The 23363-nt window shown below is 41.5% G+C and carries 30 protein-coding genes and 3 tRNA genes; 15 read left to right on the top strand and 18 right to left on the bottom strand.

What is annotated here, in order from left to right:
• Positions 1 to 7 precede the first annotated feature (7 nt).
• On the top strand, positions 8 to 2464 hold the full coding sequence (galA, locus tag Q3A68_RS00915) for a beta-galactosidase GalA (RefSeq protein WP_302899112.1): 2457 nt from the start codon (positions 8 to 10) through the stop codon (positions 2462 to 2464).
• Between the two features lie 218 nt (positions 2465 to 2682).
• The gene (locus Q3A68_RS00910; RefSeq protein WP_302899111.1) at positions 2683 to 4653 is read left to right on the top strand and encodes an alpha-L-fucosidase; all 1971 of its coding nucleotides are present in this window, start codon (positions 2683 to 2685) and stop codon (positions 4651 to 4653) included.
• A 392-nt stretch (positions 4654 to 5045) separates the two neighbouring features.
• Here the strand turns inward: Q3A68_RS00910 and Q3A68_RS00905 are convergent, their stop codons facing one another.
• The 4 genes from Q3A68_RS00905 to Q3A68_RS00890 form a co-directional block, all read right to left on the bottom strand.
• The gene (locus tag Q3A68_RS00905) at positions 5046 to 6122 is read right to left on the bottom strand and encodes a sensor histidine kinase (protein ID WP_302899110.1); all 1077 of its coding nucleotides are present in this window, start codon (positions 6120 to 6122) and stop codon (positions 5046 to 5048) included.
• Positions 6123 to 6628: 506 nt separating this feature from the next.
• Positions 6629 to 6701, bottom strand: a tRNA-Lys gene (locus Q3A68_RS00900).
• A 111-nt stretch (positions 6702 to 6812) separates the two neighbouring features.
• Positions 6813 to 7820 carry a WD40/YVTN/BNR-like repeat-containing protein gene (locus Q3A68_RS00895; protein WP_302899109.1) on the bottom strand — a complete coding sequence of 336 codons (1008 nt, stop codon included), beginning with the start codon at positions 7818 to 7820 and terminating at the stop codon, positions 6813 to 6815.
• Positions 7817 to 8254: a DUF2147 domain-containing protein gene (locus Q3A68_RS00890; protein WP_302899108.1), complete on the bottom strand. Its 438-nt coding sequence runs from the start codon at positions 8252 to 8254 to the stop codon at positions 7817 to 7819. Before Q3A68_RS00890 ends, Q3A68_RS00895 begins: the two co-directional genes overlap by 4 nt.
• Positions 8255 to 8368: 114 nt before the next feature.
• Here Q3A68_RS00890 and Q3A68_RS00885 point away from each other — a divergent pair.
• A tRNA-Leu gene (locus Q3A68_RS00885) sits at positions 8369 to 8452 on the top strand.
• Positions 8453 to 8527: 75 nt separating this feature from the next.
• A tRNA-Leu gene (locus tag Q3A68_RS00880) sits at positions 8528 to 8611 on the top strand.
• A 59-nt stretch (positions 8612 to 8670) separates the two neighbouring features.
• On the opposite strand, the gene Q3A68_RS00875 is transcribed toward Q3A68_RS00880, so the two are convergent.
• The 5 genes from Q3A68_RS00875 to Q3A68_RS00855 form a co-directional block, all read right to left on the bottom strand.
• Positions 8671 to 9123: a hypothetical protein gene (locus tag Q3A68_RS00875; RefSeq protein ID WP_302899107.1), complete on the bottom strand. Its 453-nt coding sequence runs from the start codon at positions 9121 to 9123 to the stop codon at positions 8671 to 8673.
• Between the two features lie 200 nt (positions 9124 to 9323).
• A complete protein-coding gene (locus Q3A68_RS00870; RefSeq protein WP_302899106.1) occupies positions 9324 to 9521 on the bottom strand; it encodes a hypothetical protein in 198 nt (65 codons plus the stop codon).
• A gap of 11 nt (positions 9522 to 9532) precedes the next feature.
• Entirely contained in the window at positions 9533 to 9964 is a 432-nt protein-coding gene (locus Q3A68_RS00865) for a lysozyme (RefSeq protein WP_489671726.1), read from the bottom strand.
• Between the two features lie 181 nt (positions 9965 to 10145).
• Positions 10146 to 11117 carry a right-handed parallel beta-helix repeat-containing protein gene (locus Q3A68_RS00860; RefSeq protein ID WP_302899105.1) on the bottom strand — a complete coding sequence of 324 codons (972 nt, stop codon included), beginning with the start codon at positions 11115 to 11117 and terminating at the stop codon, positions 10146 to 10148.
• Between the two features lie 36 nt (positions 11118 to 11153).
• Positions 11154 to 11441 (bottom strand): hypothetical protein, encoded by a 288-nt coding sequence (locus tag Q3A68_RS00855; protein ID WP_302899104.1) that lies wholly within the window; start codon positions 11439 to 11441, stop codon positions 11154 to 11156.
• 87 nt (positions 11442 to 11528) lie between these two features.
• On the opposite strand from Q3A68_RS00855, the gene Q3A68_RS00850 reads away from it, so the two are divergent.
• Positions 11529 to 12377, top strand: a complete 849-nt coding sequence (locus tag Q3A68_RS00850) for an SGNH/GDSL hydrolase family protein (protein WP_302899103.1) — start codon at positions 11529 to 11531, stop codon at positions 12375 to 12377.
• A 15-nt stretch (positions 12378 to 12392) separates the two neighbouring features.
• Here the strand turns inward: Q3A68_RS00850 and Q3A68_RS00845 are convergent, their stop codons facing one another.
• Positions 12393 to 12644: a hypothetical protein gene (locus tag Q3A68_RS00845; RefSeq protein WP_302899102.1), complete on the bottom strand. Its 252-nt coding sequence runs from the start codon at positions 12642 to 12644 to the stop codon at positions 12393 to 12395.
• A gap of 436 nt (positions 12645 to 13080) precedes the next feature.
• Between Q3A68_RS00845 and Q3A68_RS00840 the strand changes: the two genes are divergently transcribed.
• Both Q3A68_RS00840 and Q3A68_RS00835 read left to right on the top strand, forming a co-directional pair.
• On the top strand, positions 13081 to 13467 hold the full coding sequence (locus Q3A68_RS00840; protein WP_302899101.1) for a hypothetical protein: 387 nt from the start codon (positions 13081 to 13083) through the stop codon (positions 13465 to 13467).
• Positions 13464 to 14345, top strand: a complete 882-nt coding sequence (locus Q3A68_RS00835) for a tetratricopeptide repeat protein (RefSeq protein ID WP_302899100.1) — start codon at positions 13464 to 13466, stop codon at positions 14343 to 14345. The genes Q3A68_RS00840 and Q3A68_RS00835 overlap by 4 nt, the downstream gene beginning before the upstream one ends.
• A gap of 35 nt (positions 14346 to 14380) precedes the next feature.
• Here Q3A68_RS00835 and lepB read toward each other — a convergent pair whose 3' ends face one another.
• Positions 14381 to 15475, bottom strand: coding sequence for a signal peptidase I (gene lepB, locus Q3A68_RS00830; RefSeq protein WP_302899099.1), 1095 nt, complete (start codon positions 15473 to 15475; stop codon positions 14381 to 14383).
• Between the two features lie 348 nt (positions 15476 to 15823).
• Here lepB and Q3A68_RS00825 point away from each other — a divergent pair, with 348 nt between their 5' ends.
• The 3 genes from Q3A68_RS00825 to Q3A68_RS00815 all read left to right on the top strand — a co-directional run bounded on the left by Q3A68_RS00825 (position 15824) and on the right by Q3A68_RS00815 (position 17370).
• Positions 15824 to 16165 carry a hypothetical protein gene (locus tag Q3A68_RS00825; protein ID WP_302899098.1) on the top strand — a complete coding sequence of 114 codons (342 nt, stop codon included), beginning with the start codon at positions 15824 to 15826 and terminating at the stop codon, positions 16163 to 16165.
• An 88-nt stretch (positions 16166 to 16253) separates the two neighbouring features.
• A complete protein-coding gene (locus Q3A68_RS00820; RefSeq protein WP_302899097.1) occupies positions 16254 to 16751 on the top strand; it encodes a hypothetical protein in 498 nt (165 codons plus the stop codon).
• 160 nt (positions 16752 to 16911) lie between these two features.
• On the top strand, positions 16912 to 17370 hold the full coding sequence (locus Q3A68_RS00815) for a lipocalin family protein (RefSeq protein WP_302899096.1): 459 nt from the start codon (positions 16912 to 16914) through the stop codon (positions 17368 to 17370).
• A gap of 59 nt (positions 17371 to 17429) precedes the next feature.
• On the opposite strand, the gene Q3A68_RS00810 is transcribed toward Q3A68_RS00815, so the two are convergent.
• A complete protein-coding gene (locus Q3A68_RS00810; protein ID WP_302899095.1) occupies positions 17430 to 17741 on the bottom strand; it encodes a hypothetical protein in 312 nt (103 codons plus the stop codon).
• A gap of 229 nt (positions 17742 to 17970) precedes the next feature.
• Entirely contained in the window at positions 17971 to 18204 is a 234-nt protein-coding gene (locus Q3A68_RS00805; protein ID WP_302899094.1) for a terminase small subunit, read from the bottom strand.
• A gap of 154 nt (positions 18205 to 18358) precedes the next feature.
• Between Q3A68_RS00805 and Q3A68_RS00800 the strand changes: the two genes are divergently transcribed.
• The 4 genes from Q3A68_RS00800 to Q3A68_RS00785 all read left to right on the top strand — a co-directional run bounded on the left by Q3A68_RS00800 (position 18359) and on the right by Q3A68_RS00785 (position 21160).
• A complete protein-coding gene (locus Q3A68_RS00800) occupies positions 18359 to 18856 on the top strand; it encodes an Xre family toxin-antitoxin system antitoxin (RefSeq protein ID WP_302899093.1) in 498 nt (165 codons plus the stop codon).
• A gap of 98 nt (positions 18857 to 18954) precedes the next feature.
• On the top strand, positions 18955 to 19416 hold the full coding sequence (locus Q3A68_RS00795) for an RES family NAD+ phosphorylase (RefSeq protein WP_302899092.1): 462 nt from the start codon (positions 18955 to 18957) through the stop codon (positions 19414 to 19416).
• A gap of 209 nt (positions 19417 to 19625) precedes the next feature.
• Complete coding sequence (locus tag Q3A68_RS00790; RefSeq protein ID WP_302899091.1) at positions 19626 to 20375, top strand: SDR family NAD(P)-dependent oxidoreductase; 750 nt, start codon at positions 19626 to 19628, stop codon at positions 20373 to 20375.
• A gap of 203 nt (positions 20376 to 20578) precedes the next feature.
• On the top strand, positions 20579 to 21160 hold the full coding sequence (locus Q3A68_RS00785; RefSeq protein WP_302899090.1) for a TetR/AcrR family transcriptional regulator: 582 nt from the start codon (positions 20579 to 20581) through the stop codon (positions 21158 to 21160).
• Between the two features lie 12 nt (positions 21161 to 21172).
• Here the strand turns inward: Q3A68_RS00785 and Q3A68_RS00780 are convergent, their stop codons facing one another.
• The 3 genes from Q3A68_RS00780 to Q3A68_RS00770 are packed head-to-tail and all read right to left on the bottom strand — an operon-like array spanning position 21173 to position 21820.
• The gene (locus Q3A68_RS00780) at positions 21173 to 21328 is read right to left on the bottom strand and encodes a hypothetical protein (protein ID WP_302899089.1); all 156 of its coding nucleotides are present in this window, start codon (positions 21326 to 21328) and stop codon (positions 21173 to 21175) included.
• Between the two features lie 26 nt (positions 21329 to 21354).
• The gene (locus Q3A68_RS00775; protein ID WP_302899088.1) at positions 21355 to 21585 is read right to left on the bottom strand and encodes a hypothetical protein; all 231 of its coding nucleotides are present in this window, start codon (positions 21583 to 21585) and stop codon (positions 21355 to 21357) included.
• A gap of 31 nt (positions 21586 to 21616) precedes the next feature.
• Positions 21617 to 21820 carry a hypothetical protein gene (locus tag Q3A68_RS00770; protein ID WP_302899087.1) on the bottom strand — a complete coding sequence of 68 codons (204 nt, stop codon included), beginning with the start codon at positions 21818 to 21820 and terminating at the stop codon, positions 21617 to 21619.
• Between the two features lie 92 nt (positions 21821 to 21912).
• Between Q3A68_RS00770 and Q3A68_RS00765 the strand changes: the two genes are divergently transcribed.
• On the top strand, positions 21913 to 22128 hold the full coding sequence (locus Q3A68_RS00765; RefSeq protein WP_302899086.1) for a hypothetical protein: 216 nt from the start codon (positions 21913 to 21915) through the stop codon (positions 22126 to 22128).
• 73 nt (positions 22129 to 22201) lie between these two features.
• Here the strand turns inward: Q3A68_RS00765 and Q3A68_RS00760 are convergent, their stop codons facing one another.
• Together Q3A68_RS00760 and Q3A68_RS00755 are read right to left on the bottom strand one after the other, a co-directional pair.
• Positions 22202 to 22576, bottom strand: coding sequence for a hypothetical protein (locus tag Q3A68_RS00760; protein WP_302899085.1), 375 nt, complete (start codon positions 22574 to 22576; stop codon positions 22202 to 22204).
• Between the two features lie 206 nt (positions 22577 to 22782).
• On the bottom strand, positions 22783 to 23334 hold the full coding sequence (locus Q3A68_RS00755; protein ID WP_302899084.1) for a hypothetical protein: 552 nt from the start codon (positions 23332 to 23334) through the stop codon (positions 22783 to 22785).
• Between the last annotated feature and the right edge of the window lie 29 nt (positions 23335 to 23363).

The raw sequence follows: 23363 nt of genomic DNA, 5'->3' as shown, positions 1-23363 counted from the left end.
TAGATTAATGTTTAAAAGACTAATAAGATATTGCGGCATCTGCTTTTTTTTATTGTTTTGCGCGATAAAAGGAATGTCGCAAAATGCGCAGCAAGCAGGTGTTTCGAAAAGGACGAAAGATTGTTTTGATCTTAACTGGCAATTTCACAAAGGCGATATAGCCATAAAACGCGCGGTAAAAGCTGCCGGTTATGGTGGTTTAACTGATATCAATGTTAAAGTTGAAACAAATAAGGAAGCCGTTATTGCTTACACTGATGTCGATAAAGCAGCCGTATTCAAACCCGAAGACTGGAAGGAGGTAAATCTTCCACACGATTGGTGTGTGGAGGGCACTTTTGTTAATGATAAATCAATTGGCAGTGCGCCTGCTGTCAGCGGATATTTGCCCGGTGGGGTAGGCTTTTATAGAAAAGAATTTGAAATACCGGAAACCGATAAAGGGAAAAGAATATCTATAGAGTTTGATGGAATTTTCAGAAATAGTACCGTTTGGGTCAATGGTCAGCTTTTAGGCAACCACCAAAGCGGCTATACACCTTCAAACTACGATTTGACGGATGTTTTGCGTTACGGTAACGAAGGCAAAAATGTTGTTCTTGTAAAGGTTGATGCGACCGAATACGAAGGTTGGTGGTACGAGGGGTGCGGGATTTACCGGCACGTTTGGCTAAATAAAACAAGCCCAGTTCATGTTGACCGGTTTGGCACTTATGTTACCACATCCTTAGTTTCGTCTGATGAAGCTGTTATAAACATAAAAACCAATGTTAAAAACGAGTATGGAGTAGCTAAAAATATTACACTCATTTCTAAAATCGTCGATAATAAAGGCGTCGTACTCGACACAAAAACCTCATCTCAGGTAATTGAGCCGTTTAGTACAATTGAATTTTCACAAAAAGGAGCAATTAAAAAACCTTGGCTTTGGACCCCAGAAACCCCAAATCTTTATAAAGTACTTACCGAGGTTTCTGAAGACAGAATTGTCATCGACAATTACGAAACCACTTTTGGGGTAAGGACAATAGAAATTAACCGAAACGGCGTATTTCTGAACGGAAAGCTTTATCCTGTAAAAGGTACCTGTAACCATCAGGATTTTGCCGGGATTGGTGTCGCCCTTCCTGATAAGATAAACGAATACAAATTAAAGCTGCTCAAAGAAGTGGGTTGCAATGCTTATCGTTGTTCTCATCATCCACCTACTGCGGAACTGCTTGATATGTGCGACAGGATGGGCTTTCTTGTACTGGACGAAAACCGCATGTTGTCAAGTTCTGAAGAAGGGAAAAAGGATTTAACAACCATGTTATATAGGGATCGCAACCACCCGTCCATATTTATGTGGAGTATGGAAAATGAAGAATGGATACAAGGCACGGTAACAGGGGCAAGGATACTTAAATCGCTGGTCGACCTCACGCATAAAATTGATCCTACCCGCCCGGTGACTGCTGCGATGAACCATGGACGGAATGAAGGCGGATATAGCGATGTGCTGGATGTTGTGGGGTATAACTATGGCGACAAAGGATTAGCCTATGTGAAAGACCATGAAAAATATCCTGGGCGAATCGAGTTTTGTACAGAAGCCACAAGTTTCATTTCAACGCGTGGGGAATATCAGAACGATTGGGGAAAAGGTTATGTTTCAAACCTCGGACTATGGCAACCCAATTGGGGGCCGCTACCCGGCGAAGACTGGGCTGATATTGTCAAATACCCCTATCTTGGAGGTTTGTTTGTTTGGACGGGCTTTGACTACCGTGGCGAGCCTACGCCATACCAGTGGCCCTGCGTTACCTCTCATTTCGGATTTATGGATATATGCGGCTTCCCCAAAGACGGGTACTATGCATACAAAGCTGCCTGGACAAACGAACCGATAGTCCATATTTTTCCTCATTGGACCTGGCCCGGCAGAGTAGGGGACAGCACACAGGTGCATTGTTACACCAATTGCGATGAGGTAGAGCTACTGCTCAACGGCAAAAGGATAAGTACGCAAAAAGCAATTCCGTATACTAAACTGATATGGAAACTTGTATATAAGCCGGGTAGACTCGAAGCCCGGGGTTATAAAGGCGGAAATTTGGTGACCAGGGACATTGTTGAAACAACAACTGCTCCCGCACAGGTGGGATTGAACGGCGATTGCAAAGTGCTTAAGGCCGATGGTTGCGATGTGGCGGTCATTAGGGTTGCCATAAAGGATTCAAAAGGCAGGGTTGTCCCGGTGGCTGATAACCTTGTCACCTTTTCTATTGAGGGGCCAGGAAAAATCATCGGCACGGGTAACGGCAATCCAAGCAGCCATGAACCGGACAAAGCGAGTCAGCGCATGGCTTTTAACGGTTACTGCATGGTGCTGGTACAATCAGACAAACAAGCAGGAGAAATTCGTTTAAAAGCTTTTTCCAAAACGCTTAAGGGCGATGAACTTATTATTAAAGTTCAATAAAGTTGAATTATTAAAGTGGTTACCTATGAATTGAAATTAAAATATTCTATTTGTCAAAAAGCAACTGCCAATTTCAAAATTTAAAAAGTAAAAAATTGAAAACGCCTAAAATTGTTAAGACCTGTTTATTTACAGCAGTTTTCTTCCTATGTTGTTTTAGCAGCTTCGCGCAAAAAAATGCGCCTGCGCCATGCGGACCTATCCCTTCGGTAAATCAAATGAGGTGGCAAGAAATGCAATACTATGCGTTTGTGCATTTTTCGCTCAATACCTATACTGACCAATCCTGGGGATATGGTAACGAAGATATTAATCTCTTTAACCCAACAGCATTAGATTGCCGTCAATGGGCCCGTATCTGCAAAAATGCCGGAATGAAAGGAATCATTCTTACTGCTAAACATCATTGTGGTTTCTGCCTTTGGCCTTCTAAATATACGGAATACTCAGTCAAAAATGCTCCCTGGAAAAATGGCAAAGGAGACCTTGTGAAGGAGATGGCAGATGCCTGTAAGGAGTATGGTTTAAAGCTCGGTATCTACCTGTCACCCTGGGACAGAAACCGGGCAGACTATGGCAAGCCGGAATACATTACCTATTTCCGCAACCAGCTGACGGAACTGCTTACCAATTACGGCCCTATTTTCGAGATTTGGTTTGATGGCGCCAACGGCGGCTCGGGCTATTATGGCGGTGCAAATGAAACCCGTATGATCGACCGTAAAACGTATTACGACTGGGCCAATACGTATAAATTGGTCCGCAAACTACAGCCTGGTATCGTCATCTGGAATGATGGAGGCGACCGTGCCGACCTGCGGTGGGTCGGAACTGAAGGTGGATCGGTAGGAGAAACAAATTGGAGCCTGCTGAATGCCACTGGAGACGTACCATATGACATGTTGCATTACGGAGTAGAGAACGGCAATGCCTGGGTGCCAGCAGAAGTAAATACTTCTATCCGGCCTGAATGGTTCTATCACCCCAGTGAGAATAAGAAAGTGAAATCTGTGCCACAGCTGATGGATATTTATTACAATTCAATTGGCCATAACGGTAATCTGCTGCTTAATTTCCCGATCATGCCCAACGGCCTCATCCATCCAACGGATGAAAAAAATGCATTGGATTTTGCCAGGGCGGTAAAAGCTGCCTTTTCGGTAAACCTGGCGAAGAACAAGCCAGCAACTGCCTCTAACGTACGCGCCGGAAGTAAAGATTTTGGCGCCGGCAACGTAACCGATGATAATAAGAACACTTATTGGGCTACGGATGACAATGTTAAAGCAGCTTCGCTTACAATTGATTTGGGTAAACCAACCAGGTTTAACCGCTTCTTAGCACAGGAATACATTCAATTAGGACAGCGTGTAAAAGCATTTTCCGTTGAAGCATTCGTTAACGGCCGTTGGCAGGAACTGGCAAAAGGAACAACAATTGGTTATAAGCGCATAATAAGCTTCCCGACTGTAAATGCCACTAGGGTGCGGCTCCATATAGCAGACGCCAAAGCCAGTTTGGTCATTTCTAATGCAGGAGTTTATTACGCTCCGCCAATATTAGCAGCGCCCTCCGTTATCCGGAACCAGGTCGGTGAGATAACCATAACGCCGGCAGATAAAGAGTCGGTAATTTATTATACTACCGATGGAAGTACACCAACCCCGGGTTCAAAAAAATATAAAAGCCCCTTCCAGGCGGAGGGCAAACCGGAGATACGCGCTATGGTTTATGATCCTTCAACACATCGGACAGGCCCGGAAACACATGAGAAATTTGACATTTCAAGGAAAGGTTGGAAAATTGTTGGAATAGATGATGAAAAGGTAAGTGCTATTTTAGATGGTGATCCATCTACAGCATGGCACCAAAGCAAAGAAAAGAAAATGCCCCAGGATATGGTTATTGACTTGGGGAAAGATGAAAATCTTACCGGCTTCAGGTATCTGCCCGACCAGAGTATATGGAACCCCGGAATTATTGCCGCATATGAGTTTTATGTTTCAGATAATTGCATAGATTGGAAACTGGTCAGTACTGGCGAATTCCCCAATATAAAAAATAACCCTTTGTGGCAGGTAGTGAAATTTACTCCTCAAAAAGTCCGGTACATCCGATTTAGAGCGGTAAAAAACGCCGAAAATACTAATGAAGCAGGCTATGCGGAAATAGATATAATTACGCAATAGTGTGAGCCGGCTTGTTCTTCAAACTCTGAAAACCGTTTGTGAATATATTTAAATAGCGATAATTGTTATAACCCTGCTTTTTTGTTCGACCCGATTATTTTCGCAAACGAATAGTCAAAAGACAGATGCCGTGAAAAAAAATGGGACAACCGATTTTTCTTCTCAGTTATCTCAAGAGATGAACCCAGGGGGCTTTTTTTCGAACCATTGTATTCAAGATTGACAAAAAATAGCGAAATTGCTTTAATCGGCTTAAGCTCACTTTCAGGATCTGGGGATGTATATTTAATATTTTCCTATATCCCGAAGCTAAATGGAACGCGAACCTACTAAGAGACGGGCTGAAATTTTTAGGGGGCCTCAAAGAGGCTTAATCGTGGGTTTGATTCCTCTTACACACATTTTAATTTCACAGTAAACTCAGATCCTGCGTCCTCCTCGCTTGAAACCGAAACTGATCCGCCTGCATTGTTCACGATTTCTTTGACCAGATACAGTCCTATGCCTGATCCTTCAATATCATTTTCAACTCTAAAATATTTTGAAAAAATAGCGTCTTGTTTGCCGGTAGGAATGCCGATCCCATTATCCTTAACAGAAATGATTATTAAGTCACCTTCCCGTTTGGTGCTGATTATCACTTCAGGATCGCGTGTATTTGATCTGAATTTAATGGCATTACTGACCAGGTTATAAATAATACTCCGTAGTTTCCGTCGGGAGAATAATATCTCTGAAACATTAATATTATTTTTTAGCGCGACCCTTGTTCCGCTAAGATCGCCCGTGAGCGTGAGCCGTACATCTTCAATAATGTGTTCAAAATTCAAAAGCTCTTCCTCTGATTTGTATTTATGTTCTTGTTTCCTGCTGTCCACCAGGTCGCTGATTATTACCTGCATTTTGCTTATAGCGCTTTCTAAAATCTTAAAAAGAGACTGGCCGCCCTGCTGATTTTCGAGCGATACCTTTTTCATTTGATTAATGGTAAGCATTAAACTAGTTAAAGGGCCCTTAATATCGTGAGAAATTGCGTCTAGCAGTGTTTCATGTTCTGAGATAAGTTTTTCCAGGTCTTTAAGATCCTTGATACGTAATGTTATGTCTACAAAAGTTATGATAACGCCGTTAGTTTTTTTTGTATTCTTAATCACATAGGGTAGGATATTCATTTGAAACCAACGGTAGTCGGTTGTTTGAATCTCTTTTTCAAGGATTGTACGAGTTTCAATTACCTGCTGAATATTTTCAATAATTGTAGGGAACCGGAAATTTTCTTGCACCTCGCCAATAGGTTTGCCCACGTACTCTGGTTTCAAACTGAACTGTTTCATTGCAGGTGGCGTAAATTTCCGTAGAATCATATCGGAGTCGACGAACAATTGCGGAATAATGGTATTGCTGAAATAATTTTCCAGATCGTCATTTAGCTTTTCTAATGTTTTTATCTGGTTGTTTTTTTTAACCATAGTTGAAATAGATATTATTCAATCTTTGACCAATCATCTCGCTTGCCGATAAGTCCTGAAATAGATATAATTTGGGCATATTCTCTAATAGGTCGTAACCTTTAGTACGTTGCCAGGCAGATAAAATTTGGTTAGGTGAAACAATAGACAGGCCAAATCTATTGGGGACGAAATTTTTTTAGGAGATTTTGGTATTGCATCGACCCTATTTTATAAAGTTACAAAAAGTAATGGTATGTGGAAATGATTAATTGGATTTATTTAAAAGCAATATTTATTGCGCAGGGATTGCAACATTCGGCGGCGACTTATTTTAGGTGAAGTCAATTACGAAGCATTGAATTACAAAGATTGGTACGAATATTACAAATGTGTGTTGCAGAATCACTGCAACGCACAAAATATTACCCCCTCCCCAATTGGCAAATATCTAGTGATGGGGATGCGGATTGAATATGTGCCTGTAAAAGAAAAAGTCCCTCAAATTTCTTTGAGAGACTCTTCAGTGATCCTGCTGGGACTCGAACCCAGGACCCCAACATTAAAAGTGTTATGCTCTACCGGCTGAGCTACAGAATCAACTTATACGTTTCCGTTAAAGTGGTGCAAATATAGAGTTTATTAATATTGCTTGCAAACCTATTTTAAATAAATTTTTAACAATAAAATAAGGGCTTAATAACCAATAAACTATAGTTTAAAAATGCCGATTCTCCCACCATTTCCAGCTAAAAGAACAAGTTTCCCATGCCTGGCTTTACGGCACACATTATAGCTGATATCATCTATTTTTCGCCAGGTTTTACCGCCATCGGTTGTCAGATTGCTTCCGGGAGTGCCGGTTGATAGAAAAGTTTCGCCAGAAATATATTCTACACATGACTGAAAACCAGCAGGGCCCTGAGTCGCAACCTTTATTAAATTAGAACGGTTGGTAAGGTAGGATGCAACTGAGTCGGTCTTTTTATCATCAGCGTAATCGCCCCCGACAAAAATTTTTGCTGCCCCATTGGTTGATGATGCCAATGAAAAGGCCCCCTGGCTTGATTTTCCTGATAGAACAGGTAATGGCGAATAATCCCATATATTGTTGCTGGCTGAATATTCAAGCAACTGGCTTCTGCTGCCACCGGTTACTATGTTGATTTTGTTTTTATCTACTCTCAAACACGTTCCACTGGCGGCAAAAGCAGCCTCGTCTCTTATCGCGTTAGGGCGCTTTCTGAATGCGTCCCATCTTTCGCCACCATCCCTGGTTTCCATCAGCACAAATTTGCCGTCTATGGGGTCTCCTAATACGTAGCCATTCAGCCTGTCAGAGAATTCCATTGCATCAAAAAAGAAGGCTGTGTCGGTGTTTTTATATTTCACCTTCCAGCTTTGTCCACCATCCGTGGTTTTTAATATTAGGGCAGGTGTGCCTGAACTCATTATGATTGCTTCTTTAGAAGAAAAAGCCTCAATATCCCTGAAGTCGGATTTTTCAAAGCCTTTTACCTGTTGCCAGTCCCAGGTTTTACCGCCATTAGTTGTAACGGCTATTGTACCTTTGCTGCCACTTATCCATGCGACATGATCGTCTACAACCGACAGTCCGCGAATGCTGGTTGGGTTGCCTTGTTGTAATACTTCAATGTGTTGCGCCTTCAGGCTTAATGTGAAGACTGATAGCAATAAAAATGGTAGCAGATGTTTCATTTTACACGTGTCCAGGTTACAGAGCGGCCGAATAATGATATGCCAATATAGCCACGTATCTTCAGGATATTGCCGTCCAATGTCATTTTGCAGCTATAGGTTTTGCCGTTTTTAGGGTCGTAAACAGTGCCACCAGAATATACATTATCGCCATCAAAGTTGAAATCTTTCAATAATTCCAGCCCGAGGTCGGGGCGTGTGCGCAGTGCCGGGTCTGGATTGTTTTTGTCTGTTTTAGGTTTGCCATTCTCATCATTCGGGACTTTTATCCAGTCGAGTTTGCCAAAAAATTTATCCCCGCGTTTATATATCAGGATATGATCCTGCCCATTTTCATTTGCCCAAGAACCCAAAATGGCGTCTGCCTTTTGAGCAAAGGCGTTCAGACTAAAAATCGCCATTAAAATTACCAGGACGCTTTTTTTCTTGCTCATAACAGTTAAATCGATTATCCGAAGATAAGTTTTATAGCTGTTTTTGCAAAGGCGAACGATTTTAATAATTATTTTGAGCGATATGGCATAAACAATTATATTTGCAACCCTAATGCCCGGATGGCGAAATTGGTAAACGTTGCGGTCTCAGAAGCCGTTGAGAATTGTCTCTTGAGAGTTCGAGTCTCTCTTCGGGCACATCCAGTAAGTTGAAAGTCTTAAGTCTAAAGTTTCTACTCAGAACTTCAAACTTAAGACTTTGTACTATAAAATGCCCGGGTGGCGAAATTGGTAGACGCACCATCTTGAGGGGGTGGCATTCGTAAGGATGTACGAGTTCGAATCTCGTTCCGGGCACATTTTTCTAAGTCCATAACCTAATTCAGGCCGACGTTGGACTTAGGACTTTCGACTTCTCAAGCTGCAGCTTTAAACTCGTGAGTATAGTACCACTCAAGGATATATACTCCATCGCTCCACGTCAGTTTACCGTCAGCGGCCACTTGCACCATTAATATGGACAAATTGTGAAGGAATGCGCTCTTAACACTACCATCAAGTCCTTGCAGAACTTTTACAGCACACGCAGTGATTTCAGAAGGGTCAGTCAATTGCCAACAACTGTCTGCCAGTTTCAATTCGGTTAGGATGATTGGCAATTTGGTCCGCAGCCAGTTTTTTACTTCATCGTCAATATCACCGGGAATGATAGCGGTTAAAATGTCTGCAGCCGGCAAATCAACAAAAGTTTTGATGCTTTCGGTTACTTCGACGCCAATATGGACAGCGGTTTTTAATTCGGCAGGGATGCCGTCAAATAGTGCTTTGATCTGGTTCGGGATCTTTGTTAGAAAGGATGATAAGCTCATAGCAATTTAATTAGTGATTTATTGAATTAATGAAATTAGTGAGTGGTTGATAAGGTTAGATTAAGTTAATTGGGTTGGAATAAGTTAAAGGCTTTGTTAATTTGAACTCAATCAACCACTTAACTCAATCAACCCAATCAACCCAATCAACTCTATTTGCTCCTGCTTAGTTCGTCAACCTGGCGTTGTAAAACCGAGACCTATGTCTCCAGCACTTTCAGCCTGATGTCATACACCCGGTTTTGTGTTTCCCGGCTCAGTTTGATATCATGGATATCACTGTTTAATTGCAGGTATGAGATCATAACCGTGGCTACTATACTTGCAGTACTGAATATTGTTACCAGCAGATTTTTGACGGTGATGCCTTTTAGCTCGCGGTGTTCAATGGTTGTCATGGTGATGGTTGTTATGAGGGAAATAAATGACGTTCGGCACTGCGGCGCTCCTTTACCGTATCACATGCTATTTTCTGGCATGTATGTGGGTCGCTGATCTTATTCGCTACCAAAAGCTGATCAGCAGCGCCCTGGTAATCTTTTGTGTTTAGTTTTCTCAACAGAGTTGATTCCTTGAATGCGTAAGTACCTTCGTTATAGGTAAAAGAGACCAATGCATCAAAATGGTCCTGCGTCAGGGGGACTTTTACATAGCTGTTGACAACATTTTCATACTGACCAAGTATATTGACGAAAATTACAGAGGCTTGCACTTCGCTGGTTAGTATGTCGCCTGGTTTTACGGCTCTTCCGTCGTGGTAACGTGTTGAATCATAGCCGATGGTCCATACGCCGGCTACATCGCGGTAGGCGGTAAGGCGCAGGCCTTCAAAGCTCTTGATAAGCTTTTCGCCTTGTTGGCTTAATTTCGTAGATAATAGGAGTTATCCCGGCTTTGGTAACCGGTTAGTGTTGAGATAGAGGAATGGTCTTAGCTGCGCTCTGAGGAGCGGGCAGGCAAGACATAACCCGCTGTCATCATATAAAATGAAAGATTTTGAAGGAAAAAATCAGAAGAATAGTTTAATGCCGGTCACCATCGCGGCCATGATCGCGGTCGTCATCGTCCTCATCGTGCAACTTGTGGGGCAGTATCTTATCATCTATATCTGCCCGCTGGATGTTGGTTTCCCAGCCAATAGGTTTGGATACCGTTTTGGGGTCCCACCAGCAATCGGCTTCTTTGCCGTTTCTGTTGAAGAATTTTATTTTATTGTAAGATATCTCCACATCGGTACTTGGCTGACCGGAATAATTGCCATACGACAAGCCATCGTTTGAATAGGCTGTTGGCGAACTGTAAATAGTGTTATGATCCATTTTGATATGACTGCCACCCTGTACCTGCATGCCTACGAAGCCCCCATTGATCACCACGTTGTAACGCGCTACCTGATAACTGCCGCCAACATCTCCTAAAACAATGCCTGCTGCACCGCCTGAATCGTTGATTACTTGTCCGCCACGGATCCAGTTGCCGATTACCTGTATCGAATCGCCCGGCATGCCATTTGATTTATATACGCTCAGCAAATCCTGCGGGTGTTGTGCCTGGCCTGCTATATTTTCGACTTTATTATAATTGATCTGACTTGCAGGGGCACTTACATTGTTGAATTGAACAGCGCATCCGGCGGGAAAGGGGCCATTCATGTTACGGAAATAGTTGTAATTTACTTTAACAGTTACGGAGTTTTTGGCGTTGACGCCAGTTTGTACATTGGTGATATAGCAACTGTCTATTAGTACATTTTTGCAGTTTTCAAGCAGGATGCCTACTTTTTTTGAGTCCAGTAATTTGCATTTGGTAATATGCACGTTGGAGCAATCGCGCAGGTAAATGCAATTAGAAGCTCCACCGACGATTAAATAACCTTTTATGGTGATATTATTTTGCCCGGAAATAACAACCGGATTATTTACTTTATAATGGCGGCCCTGGGCGAACACCCCGGCTGAGAGTACCAACAATATGATAGTTATTAGCTTTTTCATTCTGATTGAATAACGGGTTAAATTAATTAAAAATTGTTAATTAGATGATGGTTGGATCGTTTCTGATGGCGATGGTTTATCGTTGTCGGATTTAGAACAGAGTTCGTTGCTATTGGTTTCATCCATTTTTACTGCGAATTGCGCGATATCCGCTACAGCAGAAGCTGAGGAAATTAATGAAGTGTTGAGACCGATAGGTATACCATGAATGGTAGCCAGTGTGCCGCCGAGTCCGGCAAGACCGACGCCAAATATTTGTATCTTTTTGATGAAAGCAGGCGTATCACTGATTATACGTTGCCAGAGGGTAAGTTTGGGGTGCATAAAGGGGAGTTATGGGTTTGTTAAAGACATAAAGACATCTTAATTTGGTCAAATGAAATAAGTGTGAAGCTTTGATAATTCTTAACTATGAAAAAATACCTGATCTTGCTGGTTATCATTCTATTATCCTTTTCTTTTACGGGGCGGAAGATAGTCTGGGTAGCTATTGGCGATTCCATTACCTATTTGAACGATCATCCGGATGAAACTGCTAACAGGGTAACCAGAGGGTATTTAAGCCGGGTTGCAGATACGTTGCCTGATGTACAATATATTAACCAGGGCCACAACGGTTGGAAATCAACCGATATTGCGGCCAAAATTGATCAACTCGGCCTTATAAAGGCTGATGTTTACAGTATCTTTTTAGGCACGAATGATTGGTGGGGCGGCATTCCAGCAGGGAGTATTGATGACTATAAAAATGCGACCGGAACGGGAACTGTCTATGGCTCGTTCCGGAAAATTATAGATAAAGTGCGCCGATTGAACGATCAGGCTAAAATAATATTGATAACGCCCATGCAGCGCAGTGATTTTGTTTATGTTCTTGATCCCAACAATAATGCTTATGGTTCTTATAAGACGAAAAACGGGCAATCGCTGGAAGATGTAGCGAATGCAGTTATTAGCATTGGAAAATATGAACATCTGGCGGTGATAGATCTATATCATGATCCGCGCTTCGATATTAAGAACATGGTCAGTTTTAAACGTTTGAAAGACCCGCAATCTGGCAAATACACAGATTTTCCATATCCGCAGTCGACGACGATTCCCTTCAATGCAAAAACCGATGAATACCCTTATCCACCGGCAGCGATAAATATGACCTACGACGGTCTGCATCCGTCTGATAAAGGAGATTCAGTTATAGCACGTATGCTTGTTGATGCCTTTGGTAAGCTGGGCCTTGCCGCGCGAGGAGGCAAATAAAATTTAAGTCTCAATTTAGATTGACAGAAGTTTTACTTTCAACTCAAACTCTTCCTGGCTTAGCTTGCCTTTACGTAGCTGACTGAGGTATTTTAGTGCGCTTAGCCTGTCCAGCTCTAGTTGGTATAGCCGGCGTTCCTCATCTGTTTTAGGGGTTCCCTGTAGCCTCAAGCGGATGGCGGTACGGGAAATTTCGTCTTCAAGTGTATCCGGTGGACAGGCGGTGAATTGTTCATAAATGTTTTGGGGGAGAGGGATTGCAGTCATCTGTTTAGCTTGTTTATGTATTATACGATCCCGTAAAAAACAATGTTTTAAGCTGGTGTTATGCTTATGTTATGAATAGCGGAAGAGATGTTTTCGTCGTCGCTGAATTTATTTTTTGTTGCTGTTTTTATAAGTTTTCGCTGCACATTTTAAAGATCATCTTTCATGCCAACCGTTAAAATACCTTTTTAAATAGGGCGTTTTAACGGGTTGATTTTCAGTTAATGGTGTGTAACTTTAGTCAAAGTTTGATAAATAACGCTTTCAGGCATTAGTATTTATTAGATTTTTTGTACAAAATAACGTTTGGGTAGTGGCTCAGTCAGAATCATTACCCGATTGAGGATAAAATTTGAATAGCCGCTTTGGCCCCATTTCGGGTTGTAAATCTATTTCAGCGTTTCAAAAATTCATCAAATATCAAAAACGGTTCGTCATGCAACTCACTCCTGAGTTTTTATATTTGGTTTCTTACAGTCTCGTAATCCTGATGAAAATTGTATGTTTTATCATCAGTTATAAAATTGTAAAACTTGGATACAATCTTATAAACTCCGGAGTGAAGGGTGAATTTAAATTCGCTTATGAGTTTGTTGGATTGAAGGCAGACTTAGCAAGCGTATCACCAGGGTTATTATTTGTGCTGCTCGGCGTTCTTTTTAGCATCGTTGCGATCAATGTTAACAAAACTGTTACTTATCAATCCCAAAGAAGCTTGCCGACAAGCAATAGTAGTGGATCCTCAAAAGACAAAGTTGTAACTCCTGACTCGGGCGATTTCTTAAGACAATTTTCAGACACTTTAAATCAAAAGAAGCGATGAAAAACCGGCAATTTAAAAAGGGTATATTCCTGTTCATCGCAATGGTGTTGAGTAATTTTTATGCCTACTCGCAAGATGCTGAAACGATAAATTCAGCTAACAATTATTACGAAAGCGGCGTTTTTAATTATAGTCATGCAAATTATAATAATGCGATAGCTGCCTTTAACAACTGTAATAGCTTAATACCAAACCCAACTACATGGTATTATTTAGGCCTATGTTATAAAAGGAAAAGTGATTGGACAAATGCGCTGAATGCAATGGATAATGCACTTGCCTTTACTACGCCAAGGTTGCCACAAAAATTCAAAGAAGATGCGTACGATACACAAAAGGAAGCTCAAGATGCGTTAAAGGGAGTAATTCTAAATAGCGTCAGCGGACAGGCCCTAAGCAGGGCAACTGTTGTGCCTGGTAAACAAGACAATCCGTTTCCAACTCTGCTACGACACCTGCAACAGCATATATTCAAAATCATTAATGACCGTATTATCTTACCTGGGATGGGGGTTAGAAATGAAAATCAAACCATTGGTGATTTTTGTTGCACCGGCGAAACTGCAACTATATTGCGTGAGGGTGACATTCCCGTTGGATATATTTATTTTTATGGCTCGGTGCCTGCAACGGAAACAGCGGCTGCAAAACTTCAAATTTTTGTCAGCGCCGTTCCTTCCATCAATAATCCAAACTCTGACCGGGTGAAGGATGAAATCGATTTCGATGCGGCAAGTGAACTTTTCAGCAATGCTACAAAAAGCAAAATCGTTGGAGGTCTTAAGTTTACAGTTACTATTTTATCCGTCAGAACAACCGAACGATCTTTTTTTGATGATGGGTTACGCATCCAAATAGATATTTATCCCATGCAGTAGAATTTGCTCTTTTCATTTATTCAATAATTATCTGTTCAATCGATCGGCTTAAATATCCTGTTCCAACGGATCTTACTGAAGAAACTTTGGGTTGAATCGGTACTGAAAAAGGTGATGATCGCTTTCCCTACTATGTGGTCCTCAGGTACGTAACCCCAAAAGCGGGCGTCGAGTGAGTTGTGGCGGTTATCGCCCATCATCCAGTAATAATTCATTTTAAAGGTATAACTGGTTGCTTTTTGTCCGTTGATGAGGATGTCCTTACCCTGTGTTTCTACCTTGTTGTGCTCGTATAACTCAATAGCGCGGCGGTAAAGTGCCATTGTGGAATCGTTTAATGGAATAGTATAGCCGCGTTTAGGCATAACTAATGGGCCGAAGTTGTCCTGGTTCCATTTGAAATGCGCATTGTGCGGAAAAACCAAAGAGTCCCATTGACCCGCGGGCAAAACAACCGGGGTAGCGCTTTTAATGTATGATTGGCTCTTTAAAGCAGCAAGGTTTTTATAGGGAACCGTAACTGCTGTTCCGTCGGTTTCAGACGGTTTTATTCCAAGATCGCTATAAAACTGCGGGTTGATATTTGAACCATCGGTAATGATGCGATAATCTGTTTGAGACTCCGGGGCGTTTGGAGCAGCTTTGCCGTTGATATAGACTTGTCCGTCAACAATGGTCAGCACGTCGCCTGGTGTTGCCTGGCAACGTTTGATGAGGGCAGTACGCTCATCGACTGGCAAATTGTATTGGGGATCAGCTTCCTCTGGTTTATTAAAAACCACAATATCTCCTTTTTTTACTTCAGAAAGTCCGGGCAGGCGCCAGTAGGGCAGTTTGATCCAGTCGAGATAGGTTTTTACGCCATAAACTTTGGGCTCAGTAAAAGGTATAGAAAGTGGTGTATTGGCGATACGCGGCCCGTAACTGATCTTGCTCACAAAAAGGTAATCACCAACCAGTTCCGTTCCTTCCATAGAGCCTGAAGGAATAGCGTAAGCCGAAAAAAGCAGTCCGCGGATAATGGTAGCAGCAACAAAGGCAAATAGCAGCGCATCCATCCACTCGCGCAGTTTGCTTTTTTTAGGTTTTTGCGTATCAGTTTTTTTCCGGAACGGCAGTTTCCACTTCATGATAAATATGATTTATCATGTTAGATAGGTTTAAGGAGCGATTGTTACAACAGAAAAACAATTATTTATTATTTTTAGCAAAAAGAACCTAAGCCGATGAAATGACTTGTTTTGGTAATTCAAATTCTTTCACTCATTTTTTTATCGTGTAAGCCCTTGTATTCGCAGGGTCATGTAAATCCGGAGGCAAAGAAGTTAAATGATTCAGTTTACCGTGTCTGGCGAGATTTTCCGTTTCCTTTACAAAAAAAATCGCAAAAAGGAGAGAGTAAACCAGTCGAGCTATCACATGATAACATCGAGTATAAAAGCTCCACGATAGATAGTGAGGGTACATATAAAAGATTAATGTCACTATTAGATCAGGCTTTGAAGATCGATAGTAATTACATAACGGCATACATAAACAAATTCTCTTATCAAGGGCAATGGAAGAAACACACGGATGCAATTGTGACAGGGGAAATATTATTAAGTTTTTTCCCGAATCAGCCTGAAGTTAAGCTCGTTCCCGACTCGGTCAGTTTTTTTTTGATTAGCCTGCAATTCATTAATGACCTGTTTGAGGCTTGCTGTAAGCGGCAGTTTGAACTGGTTGCTGGTGTTGCCCTGCTGATTTTGAACTTCGGCCAGGTTGTTGATCTGAAAGGTGAGAGCTATGGGCTATCGTCGTTCAGGTCGACCAGTTGATCGTTAATGCATAGTTGGAGTTGGTTCATTTTTAATTATTTTATCGAAGGGATTTTTTGTATTATTGGGCTTCTAAATCTTATCCCGAATGAAGAGAATTTACTTTTTACCAGTCATTGTTTTTTTTATCCTTTTTGGTTACAGCTGTAAAAAGGAATCTAAGTCAACTCCAACCTCAAATAAACCTGATTATAATAAGCTTATTATAGGCAATTGGTATAGAAGCGCAATTGTAGATACGCAAATTAATGCACAGTTAAATGTCATAGCCGACTCCGTATCGCTTCAAACTTATGTTACTAATAACAATTACGTTTTTAAAAGCGATGGCACGGGCAATTTTAGCGAAGCATCAAAAGTTGAAATGAATTACAGTTATAGCTTTTCTGGCTCAAGCATAAAATTTTTTGATATACAGGGATTTAATGAGAATGGAACTCCATCGGTTATTCACATTATTCCATTCTATAAAAAATTCATTAAACTAACATCTTCAACAATAGTTTTCAGAACTGATACTACAATTGGAAATGGCGAATTGGCAACCCGATATATTGAGCGTACCTATTATACAAAGTGGCAGTGAATACGATCCTTCACAGTTCACTATTCACCATAATCATTGGGTCTGGATATTGATTGGCTGCATATTAAATTAAAGGTGATGCTGAAATTCGCCTGGCTGTTCATAGTTTTGCTTGTTATTTTTATTATTAACTAAGCTATACCAATTAATCTAAATCGTAATGAATAAAGTTTTCGGTATACTCCTTTTGATAGTTTTACTGGGTAGCCTGGCGGGATGTAAAAAGGATGCTAAATCGCACATATCATCTGCTTTAATCGGTAAATGGTACCTCCGGCAATACAACGTAAGAGTGTCATCAACGGACACTGGCTATCATTATTATATAGAGTCGCGTTTCGGCGATACGTCTACTTACTATTTTTGTCAATTTAATAGAGATGGTACAGGCGTGCAAAGGATTTACACTGAAGGAAGCGCTTATAATATATCTCCCACGAATTTTACTTATAGTGTTGCTGATAACAATATTACCTTTTCTAGTAATTGGGCCTTGCATGCAAAGGCTTGTTCATATGAAATACTGAGCAATGATACACTGGTCATACGCAGCAACTTCAATTATACATATCCTGGAATGGCGATAAATAGTTTACAAGAGTTGAAGCTGACTAAATAGGAATGATTCCATTAGTCAGTAGTCAATATTTTTGATCAACTATGCACCATGGACTAAAATCATTGCGTTTGAATATTAATCGACGGCATATTAAACGTGATGCTGAAAGGTGCGTGGCCGTTCATGGTTTCGTATTCGCTGTAGGTGGCGGTGTTGATGACGATGTTTTGCCATTTTACCGGGTTTTTGCTCACCAGCATCTGCACTTTGGGCGAGTATTTAATGGACTGTAACCCCTTGATGTCGTTAACGGACAGATCTTCGGCCATCACCTTCATCTTTTGCCCCGCATCTTTGAATATCACTTCTTCAATGCTGTCCTGGTTTTCCCAGTCAGATACGAAGTTTTTGATGATGGTGGCGTTCTGCACATCGAGAAAAATTTCCTGATTGTAAACAAAACGATAATATTCCCGGCTTCCGCTCAGGCCGATCCAGCGCAGGTAAACAGAGCGTTCGTCTACCGCATCATCAATGCGAATGGTTTGGGTTTGGGTAATGGGGTGTGTTACTTTGCTTTCATCGTCGTATTTTAAGGTTAGGGTGAGTTATAAAAATATGGATATAAATCAAATGATTGCGGGTCAACATGCTTCTATCCTATTTACTGCCAACTACCATGCACAATTCTTTTCGACTAATGTACCCGAGATAAAGTGCCAGGCCGGCAATGGTTGCAGGTTCAGGTTCGCGCTCCCAGACCGTTTCATCAGTCAGAATACCTTTGGTTTGTTTTTGTACAGTATGGTATTTGCCTTCAATCCAATCAAAATATTGCGCAATAAGTGTGTCCAGCTCTTCAGCCGAAGCAAATTTTGTTTTAGTCTTTTTCATTTATGAAATAATTGCCAAATGGCATAAATGAATGATCAAAAAAACTAATATTTTTAGTGAAGTGTAAATTTATTGCGCTTTTGTTGGATAGCTGATTTTTTAAATAAATTGGAAAAAAGTTTTGTTTTAAAAAGAAAAATATTACCTTTGTGATATGGGGGAAGATAAAAGAAAAGCAAAGCATATTTATGAAGGCGGCAAACGATACAAAGTTTACGATACAGAAGATATGCCCGTGAGCCAGGTATCGGATTTGCTTGTGCCTTATACCAACTACTTCAGGTCGCCTATTGCCAAACTGGATGCCATTAGAAAAGGCCTGCAGCCAGGCGCAATTAATGATCTGATTGAGATAACTGGGGCGACGCAAACAGATGTATCCAAATGGCTTGATATTACTGAGCCAACTTTGCGTAAGCATATCCAAAACACCCGTGAGCTTAACCTGGGTCTCAGCGAGCATATTATTCAGCTTTTTGAGCTTTTTGATAAAGGTCTGGATACCTTTGGGTCACTTAGTGAGTTTAAAAACTGGTTGAAACATTACAATACAGGTATCGACGCTACTCCTTACGATATTCTGGATACCATTACCGGCATTGGTATTGTCATGAACGAACTTATCCGCATTGATTACGGAGCGACGGCTTAAAATTAATTAGTAAATCAGAGAATTAGTGCAAGAGTGATTTTCTTTTAGTTTGTACAACTCACTAATTCACTCATTCAGTTATTCACTCATTGAAACAAATGCACATTTACCGTATAGGCCAAACCAAATATGCTAACGATCTGAAAGGATCAGGTGTAGACGGGCGCTGGAATTCGCACGGGCAATATGTGATCTATACGGGTGGTACGCTTGCCCTTTCGTGTCTTGAAAAACTGGCCCATACATCGGGGACATCCCTGTATGCGGGCAATTTCTCCGTAACAATGTACCGCGTGCCTGATACGATGAAGATAAAAGAAATAAAACTGATCGAACTGGTCAAACATAACCCCGAATGGACAAAGGTGATCAATTATCCTTATACCCAGGCGATAGGGGATAAGTGGCTGACTGAACGTGATACTGCCATTTTGAAAGTGCCTTCCGCTATCATCGACCTTGAATATAACTACCTACTCAATCCTGTTCATCCAGACTTCAGGCAGATCAAAATAGCAGCAATTAAACCATTTACGTTTGATTCAAGGCTGAAGGGGTAATATCCAATTTTGAATTTTTACTCCATGCTCCTCCTTCCTCTAAATTTAGAGAAAGGTATCGCACTGCCCTTTATTTAAGCTTATTGTCATGAAAAAAGACATTTGTCATCCTGAAATAATCTTTGATCTTTTTTGGAACGCTCATTCCTTATTTGATATATCTTTGTGGAACAATCATTCCGATAAGGAAATTAAATCGAAATAAGAAGATGAAAAAGTTAGAAAACAAAGTAGCAGTAGTAACAGGCGCGTCAAAAGGTATTGGTGCTGGTATCGCAAAGAGCCTGGCGGCAGAAGGTGCAGCAGTTGTGGTAAACTATGCCTCATCTAAAGAGGGCGCCGAAAAAATAGTTGCTGAAATCGTAGCTGATGGCGGGAAAGCAGTTGCGGTACAAGGAGACGTATCAAAAGCAGCTGATATAAAACGCGTGTTTGACGAAGCGAAGAATATATATGGCGAAGTAGACATCCTGGTGAATAATGCAGGTGTATACAAATTTAGTCCTGTAGAAGAAATTACTGAAGACGAGTTTCACCGCCAGTTTAATACCAATGTGCTTGGCTTGTTACTGGCAACTCAAAATGCAGTAGGCCATTTTGGCGATAAAGGTGGTAGCGTGATCAACATTGGTTCGGTAGTGAGCCGCATTACTCCTCCGGGAAGTGCGATTTATACAGCTACTAAAGGCGCAGTGGATTCAATCACCCAGGTATTATCAAAAGAATTGGGTCCTAAAAAGATCCGTGTGAATTCGATCAACCCAGGTATGATTGAAACTGAAGGCACACATTCAGCAGGCTTTATAGGCAGCGATTTTCAGTCATGGGCTGAATCTACTACACCACTCGGCCGTATCGGTCAGCCTGATGATATTGCACCTATCGCAGTGTTCCTGGCATCTGATGACTCAAAATGGCTGACAGGCGAAACTATTTTAGCCGGCGGCGGATCGAGATAATTCAGTTGGATATTGGTGACCAGTTAGCCGGTGACCAGTTAATCAGTAGTATGAGATTGTGATTGGTCGAATATGAAGTTGGTAGGGTTTAGTGAGATAGATTGAACAACACTGATTAGCTGGTAACTAATCACCGGTTAACTGATTAACTAGCAATAAAAAATCAATAGCTTTGCTCATAAATCGGGCAAAGCTTTTCTGTTATGGCAAGGACTAAAGATTTTGATGAGGATGAGGTGCTGCAAAAGGCCATGAACATATTTTGGCACAAGGGGTATAATGGTACCTCAATGCAGGACCTGGTGGATGGATTGGGCATTAGCCGATCGAGTATGTATGATACCTTTGGGGATAAGCATACGCTGTTTATCCGTTCGCTGGAGAACTACAAGAAAATGGCGACTGCAGAAATGAAGTCTATCGTGGATAATGCCCCGACAGCTAAAGAAGCTATCAGGCGAATGTTTGAGTATACCATTGCTGAACTGGTGAGCGATAAACAGCATAAAGGATGTTTCCTGGTGAACGCCGGTGTTGAGATGGCCCCGCATGATGCCGGAATAAGCAAAATGCTTTGCGATAACGACCGTCAGCTGGAAACTTATTTTAATGAGGCTATCAAAAAGGGGCAGGCCAGCGGCGAAATATCCAACCAACAAAGCAGCCATGCTTTGGCTCAATTTATCCTGAATAATATCAAAGGTATCCGTGTTACAGCCAAATCGGGTGCAGATAAAAAGATATTCCGGGATATTGTTGATGTGACGATGAGTGCGCTGGGGTGAACGCTTGTATTCTCAGGACACTAATTTAAAGTCGCTTATTTCTTGTGCGAAGAATGCTTCCAATATATCAACAGCGATATCCCGGGTGTCATTTTCGTCGACATTGAGGTAATTGATGTGCGTGATACCGAAAATCAGCGCATGGCCTGAAGGACCAAAGCGCGGCATTGCTAACGGATGTCATGTCCAATCTATTACATCCGCATCCGTAACGATACAGAGCGGCCAAGCGACTCCACCATGGCAGGCGCGCAGGGTTCACCCTCTTTTTGCACCCAGCAATTTTTATCATTTTTTTCTATCACCATCTTATTGCCGTCAAGCATCAGCTCCAGTTGAGTAGTATTGTGATCTATGCGGCCGGTGTTTAGCACGTGGTAAACGTGGTCCTTATTATCGAAGGTTATTCTGAATGGTAATCCCATGTAATTAATACGTATTAAAAGAAATTTATTGTCATGATACCAATTTAAAGTCGCTCATTTCTTTTGCAAGAAATGATTCCAGCACTTCTACAGGAATTTCCCGGATGCCATTTTCATCAACATTAAGGAAATCTATATGCGTAATGCCAAAGATCAAAGTATGTCCAGAGGGTTCAAAGCCCAGCACTTTAAATTTCTGTGTATGGTTCGCCCATACCTGGTCTTCCTGTATCATATCAATTTAACTTATTGTCATCCAATTTGTTTGACAAAAAACGATCAAACATTTCTCACGCTTCTTCCTTTTCTATTTACAAATCGACCAAAATGAACAGAACGATCGGAATTGTCTTACTAGTTGCCGGCATAGCGATGCTGATATGGACAGGGTTTACTTATACCAAAAAGGAGAAAGTAATTGATGCCGGGCCGATACAGGTTTCAGCCGACCGGCAGCATACCGTTAACTGGCCACCTTATGCAGGGGGCATATTGGTAATAGGTGGTATTATTTTGCTGGTTACCGGCAAAAAGACAAGCTGAAGGATCATTCAAGCAAGACGTTCGAACGGGCGGGCGATGAGCGCGTCAGGTTGATTCTCCTAAGCTTGTTTTTTCAAATCCCCGAAAACATACTTTGTGCTTTTTTGCCGATGAGTGGCATAGGCTTCTTTTCGCCGTTTATTGCCCCAAGAAAACCAAAAATCCAAAGTGCGATGATAGAAGTTCTGGCAAGCCAATTTAAAGCAGATGCAGCCCAATAATCGGGACTGAAAAGCAAGTAGAAAAAAATGACATCTAATGCGGCTACTACTAAGGTCGAAATGATATGAAATAGCAAAGTTTGTCGAAGCTGGTAACTTCCCAGGCCCTTTTTACTATGGTGCAGTGCAAAATATGCAATTAGCCATCCAATAATGAAGAAATAACTCACGATTCCCGCTGCCTTTCCGTCATCATCATCTGACGGAGGATTTTCATTCGTTTCCATCTGATAATTAATTATTTAGAGTTGTTGTTTAAGTAAATATAAGCAATTATTATGGATTTTGTTTGATTTAAATATCCACTTTTTGCGGGCTGGTGATAGGGCATACGATAGCTGTGATGGAGAAGTATTCGATGTTTTGAGTGCAAGATCCATAATGTAAAGAGTCTCCTGCTTAAGACAGAGACTCTTTGTTTTTGGAACTAGGATCAGAATGAATAACCAACACGCAGTCCTACTAAAGAAAAATTGGTTTTGGGGTAGGTGGAGGTGTTGTTCCCGGTAAAGCCTTCATAGCGGAGCGAAAAGTCCCACGATTTAACGGCGTACCCGAAACCGCCCGACCACAGTAATTTGGTGGTTTTAGGTGCACCATAGTCTACGTTTTTAAGGACATTGTAATGTTGCGTTTCAATACCCACACCGGCTTCTCCGCTAAAATAAAATCCGGAACCGACAAAAGCTTTCAATCCCAGCTTGACAGGTACCAAACCCATAGCACTTCGGACATTGGTGGCCAAAAACTCATAATAGCCGGACGTAAGCGTTAACGCAAAGGTTTTTGACAAGTCGTACTGTAATCGGGCCGTGCCCCCGATCTCTGTTTTGGATGCTATGCCCGAAAGCGTAATGCCGCTCTCAAAACCCACTCCAAAATGCCAGGGATTAGCGGCAGAGGATGGCGTGGTTTGTGCATTTGCAGTAACAGCAAAAAGGCAGATGGCAAGGGCTGCCACGAACAGTTTTTTAAGTGTTTTCATATTGTAAGGTTTTAAAGAAATACACCCAA

The organism is Mucilaginibacter tolerans (genome assembly GCF_030519375.1).
Classification (GTDB): domain Bacteria; phylum Bacteroidota; class Bacteroidia; order Sphingobacteriales; family Sphingobacteriaceae; genus Mucilaginibacter.
This window is presented reverse-complemented; position numbering and strand designations above follow the sequence as displayed.